The organism is Rhizobium sp. PDO1-076 (genome assembly GCF_000247475.1).
GTDB lineage: Bacteria > Pseudomonadota > Alphaproteobacteria > Rhizobiales > Rhizobiaceae > Allorhizobium.
The window spans coordinates 1-3,869 of the sequence record NZ_AHZC01000161.1 but is presented as its reverse complement, the minus strand read 5'-3'; the positions used below and the strand labels follow the sequence as shown (position 1 = coordinate 3,869).

The following is a 3,869-nucleotide window of genomic DNA, read 5'->3' as shown; positions in this document are numbered from 1 at the left end:
GCCCACTGCCTATGTGCGCGAAGACCATGTTCTCGATGACGACATTCCGGTCTGGGTGCCGATCCCGGCGCTGGCCGAAGTGCAGCTTGCGCTGGAAGATGCCGTGGAGGAGGTCACCGGCTACGAGGGCTTCGAGCTGAAACGCATCATGCGCACCGGAACCGTGGCCACGATCGACAACCGCAACTGGGAACTGCGCGACCAGCGCGGCCCGGTCAAGCGCCTGTCGCAGTCGCGGGCGATTGCGCTGGACATGGAATCAGCCACGATCGCCGCCAACGGCTTCCGCTTCCGCGTACCCTACGGCACCTTGCTCTGCGTCTCCGACAAGCCGCTGCATGGCGAACTGAAACTGCCGGGCATGGCGACCGCCTTCTACAAGACCCAGGTCAGCCAGCATCTGCAGATCGGCATCCGCGCCCTGCAGAAACTCGGCGCCATGCCGAAGGAAAGGCTGCATTCGCGCAAGCTGCGCAGCTTCTTCGAGACGGCGTTCCAGTAAAGGCTTACAGGCCAGTCAGGCACGCAAGGCCCCGGTCACACACCGGGGCCGCGACTGGCATAGAGCGGAATCGGTTCAGAGGCTGCGGGCTTCCAGACGCCGCTTGTCGCGCTCGACATGGTCGGAGCCCAGTTCCGTCAGGCGGAATTGCCGTTTCTGAAACTCCCCGCGGATCAGGATGAAGCCTTGCTCTTCGGCTTCACTCAATGTCTTCAGGCTGGTGCCTTTTGGGGGAGACTGCCAACCCGTGCCAACGGCGCTGTGCAGCAATACCATTATCTTGATAATCTTATTTCTCCATGGCTGATGCATACAGCCGTACTGTCTCGCTTCGCCAATCTCCTGGCGCCGCGGTCTTGATTTGTCACCATTCCGGGGTGGTCTATTGATTTGAATAGATTATTTCGGCCGACCCCGTGTGTCGCAAGGGCTGTTTTATAAAAGCTCCAGCAGGCTTGGTCAATTCGATCGCTTGCGGCCCAGACGGTTTGGTCGCTCGTGGCGATTGGGCGACAACGCCTTGCCGCATATCACCCCTCGATGATCTCGGCCTGACAGCGGACCGGGAAGTTGACCGAATTGGCGATGAAACATTTCTCATGCGCCTCGGCATGCAGCTCGGCGGCAATGTCGGGATAGGTGCCGGCCTTGATCGTCACCCGCGGCTTCAAAAGCACATCGGTGAAGCGACCCGTCCCTTCCGCATCGATCTCCATCACGCCTTCGGCATGATCCTCGTAATGGGTGACGATGACGCCGGAAACGGCGCAGAAATGCAGGTACCAGAGCTTGTGACAGGCCGACAGTGAGGCGAGGAACAGGTCCTCCGGGTTCCAGCGGGCCGGATCGCCGCGAAAGGCCACATCCGACGAGGCCAGAATGTCCGGCTTGCCGTGCGCCGAAATCACATGGTCGCGGCCATAGTCGCGGTAGCCGGATGTGCCGGTGCCGGTATTGCCCTGCCAGGTGACCGTCACCTTATACTCGTGGCGCTTCTCGCTCATGCTGCGTCTCCCTACTGCCTTGCCCATTCACCTGCCGCGTCTAAACGCGATCGTGTGGTTTTGCACCACGATAGGCCAAGCGTCATCCCGCCGAAAGCACTGCACGGCCCTGCCCTGCATCTTACCAAAAATTAATCGCCGCCCGACTTGCAATGATCGAACTAAGATATATCTTAGATGCAATCGAAACCTATCAGAAAGAAACCGATTATGAGACATTCCAATTGCGAGCGCCAAGGGCGCGACAAGTTTGCCCAGGCCATGCGCGACACCTTTGACGGGATCCGTGACGGCATGCGGCATGGCATGCGGCACGGGGGACCATTTGGTGGCAGGCCGGAGGGCGGCCCACGCGGACGCGGTGGCGAACGCCGCCGGATGTTCGAGAGCGGCGAGTTGCGTCTGGTGCTGTTGAAGCTGATCGAGGAACAGCCGCGCCATGGCTATGACCTGATCCGCGAGATCGAAACCCTGTCCGGTGGCGCCTATGCACCAAGCCCCGGCGTGGTCTATCCGACGATGACCCTCTTGCTCGACATGGGCCTTGCCGACGAGCAGGCGAGCGACGGCCCGCGCAAGCTGCTCGGCATCTCCGAAGCCGGACGCCAGCATCTGATCGAGCGCGCCGACGAGGTGGCCACCGCGATGGCGCGGCTGACGGCCCTTGCCAAGGTCACCGAACGCACCGATGCGGCACCGGTTCGCCGCGCCATGCACAATCTGCGCGCCGCCCTACAGGATCGCCTCGCCCTTGACGGCGTGACACGCGAAACCCAACTGGAAGTGGCCCGCATTCTCGACGAAGCGGCGAGCAAGATCGAAAGGCTCTGAACATGGCGAAAGTAACGGCAATGGTGGCCACGGAACACGGCTGGAAATATGTCCAGCAGCTGTGCAAGCACTGGGCACACAAGCTGGATGTCGAACTCACCGACAACAAGGGCGTGGTCAAGTTTTCGGAAGCGGTCGCGACCATGACCTCGGATGAGAAAGGCCTGACCGTCGTCATCGAGGGCGAGCAGGCAGAGGTGCTCGAACGGATGAAGGGCGTGGTCTCCAGCCATCTCGACCGCTTTGCCTTCCGCGAGGCGCCGCTGCCCTTCGAATGGCAAACCGCTTGAGACGACCGCATCCACTCCGGACTTAGGGCATCGGGCATCGGCATGCGGATATTCCTCGGACCGGTCTTGCCAAGTGACAGCGCGACCGGTCTAAGCTTGTCCGACAACAGGAGGACTGCCGCATGACCGACCATCTCATCACTCCCGACCTCATCATTCCAGACCTCTCCGGCAAGGCCGTGCTGATCACCGGCGCGTCAAGCGGCATCGGCGCCGCGCTGGCGCGCGCCTTTGCCGCGCAAGGGGCCATGATCGGCCTGCACTACAATTCCAACGCCGAGGCGGCCGAGGCGATCGCCGACGAGATCAAGGCATCCGGCGGCAAGGTCGTCACCCTCAAGGCGGACGCGGCAAGCTCTGCGGAGATGGCGGCGGCCGTCGACCAGATGGTGCAGGCGTTTGGCCGGATCGACGGCCTGATCAACAATGCCGGCAGCATGATCGCCCGCGTGGCCTATGAGGAAATGACGGACGCCCACTACGACAAGGTCATGGACGTCAATGCCCGCTCGGTCATCTCCACCAGCCATGCGGCCCTGCCGCACCTGAAGAAACAGGGCGGCTTCATCATCAACACGACCTCGGTCGCGGCCCGCACCGGCGGCACCGCAGGCTCTGGCGTCTATGGCTCGTCGAAGGCCTTTGTCGGCGCGGTCACCAAGGGCATGGCGCTGGAATTCGGCAAATACGCCGTGCGCGTCAACGCGGTGGCGCCGGGCTTCATCGCAACACCGTTCCAGGACAATTATGCCCTGCCCGGCCAGGCCGAGCAGGTGGCGGCAGCCGTACCATTGAAGCGTGCCGGCACATCGGACGACTGCGTCGGCGCCTATCTCTTCCTCGCCTCCGACATGCTGTCAGGCTATATCACCGGCCAGACGATCGACGTAAACGGCGGTCAGTTCATGCCGTGACGACGGGTGCGGCTTTGGCTGGACCTGCCACTACAAACGTTCGCCGGGCAACCGGCTGGCTTGTTCAACCCAATCGCGGAACTGCGCCTCATCGAATGCTCCCTCGTAGATGTCGAGATAGCGCACCGTCGCCTGCTTTGATGTGCCGGGCGGCGGCGGCTCCAGGGAGGTGCCGTCGAAAAATGTCACTTTCACATATTTGGTGAAGCAGTGGAACGCGAGAAACCAACGGCCGCTTTCCACGCCGTAAAACGGCGTGTTCCATTTCACCGCCTTGCGGACAGCAGGCACCGCGCTTTCGATAAGCGTGTCGAGACGTCGGCCTAAG

The 3,869-nt window shown here is 62.0% G+C and carries 7 protein-coding genes; 4 read left to right on the top strand and 3 right to left on the bottom strand.

Annotation, left to right across the window (positions count from 1 at the left end; all coding sequences use genetic code 11):
* On the top strand, positions 1–502 hold a 502-nt coding region (locus PDO_RS10835; protein ID WP_007601744.1), incomplete at its 5' end, for an AMP nucleosidase.
* Between the two features lie 75 nt (positions 503–577).
* Here PDO_RS10835 and PDO_RS10830 read toward each other — a convergent pair.
* Both PDO_RS10830 and PDO_RS10825 read right to left on the bottom strand, forming a co-directional pair.
* Positions 578–778: a hypothetical protein gene (locus tag PDO_RS10830; protein WP_007601742.1), complete on the bottom strand. Its 201-nt coding sequence runs from the start codon at positions 776–778 to the stop codon at positions 578–580.
* A 254-nt stretch (positions 779–1,032) separates the two neighbouring features.
* On the bottom strand, positions 1,033–1,506 hold the full coding sequence (locus PDO_RS10825) for an OsmC family protein (RefSeq protein WP_007601740.1): 474 nt from the start codon (positions 1,504–1,506) through the stop codon (positions 1,033–1,035).
* Positions 1,507–1,716: 210 nt separating this feature from the next.
* Between PDO_RS10825 and PDO_RS10820 the strand changes: the two genes are divergently transcribed.
* From PDO_RS10820 to PDO_RS10810, 3 genes are all read left to right on the top strand, one after another.
* Positions 1,717–2,337 carry a PadR family transcriptional regulator gene (locus PDO_RS10820; RefSeq protein WP_007601738.1) on the top strand — a complete coding sequence of 207 codons (621 nt, stop codon included), beginning with the start codon at positions 1,717–1,719 and terminating at the stop codon, positions 2,335–2,337.
* A 2-nt stretch (positions 2,338–2,339) separates the two neighbouring features.
* Complete coding sequence (locus tag PDO_RS10815; protein WP_007601736.1) at positions 2,340–2,627, top strand: DUF2218 domain-containing protein; 288 nt, start codon at positions 2,340–2,342, stop codon at positions 2,625–2,627.
* 122 nt (positions 2,628–2,749) lie between these two features.
* Positions 2,750–3,541: an SDR family NAD(P)-dependent oxidoreductase gene (locus PDO_RS10810; RefSeq protein ID WP_007601734.1), complete on the top strand. Its 792-nt coding sequence runs from the start codon at positions 2,750–2,752 to the stop codon at positions 3,539–3,541.
* Positions 3,542–3,571: 30 nt separating this feature from the next.
* On the opposite strand, the gene PDO_RS10805 is transcribed toward PDO_RS10810, so the two are convergent.
* Positions 3,572–3,869, bottom strand: a 298-nt coding sequence (locus PDO_RS10805) for a DUF1801 domain-containing protein (RefSeq protein WP_007601731.1), incomplete at its 5' end; no start/stop codon positions are given.

What these genes read in the sequence shown, in the direction of transcription:
- PDO_RS10830 (WP_007601742.1), bottom strand. Translation starts at nt 778, where the DNA reads ATGGTATTGCTGCACAGCGCCGTTGGCACGGGTTGGCAGTCTCCCCCA.
- PDO_RS10825 (WP_007601740.1), bottom strand. Translation starts at nt 1,506, where the DNA reads ATGAGCGAGAAGCGCCACGAGTATAAGGTGACGGTCACCTGGCAGGGC.
- PDO_RS10820 (WP_007601738.1), top strand. Translation starts at nt 1,717, where the DNA reads ATGAGACATTCCAATTGCGAGCGCCAAGGGCGCGACAAGTTTGCCCAG.
- PDO_RS10815 (WP_007601736.1), top strand. Translation starts at nt 2,340, where the DNA reads ATGGCGAAAGTAACGGCAATGGTGGCCACGGAACACGGCTGGAAATAT.
- PDO_RS10810 (WP_007601734.1), top strand. Translation starts at nt 2,750, where the DNA reads ATGACCGACCATCTCATCACTCCCGACCTCATCATTCCAGACCTCTCC.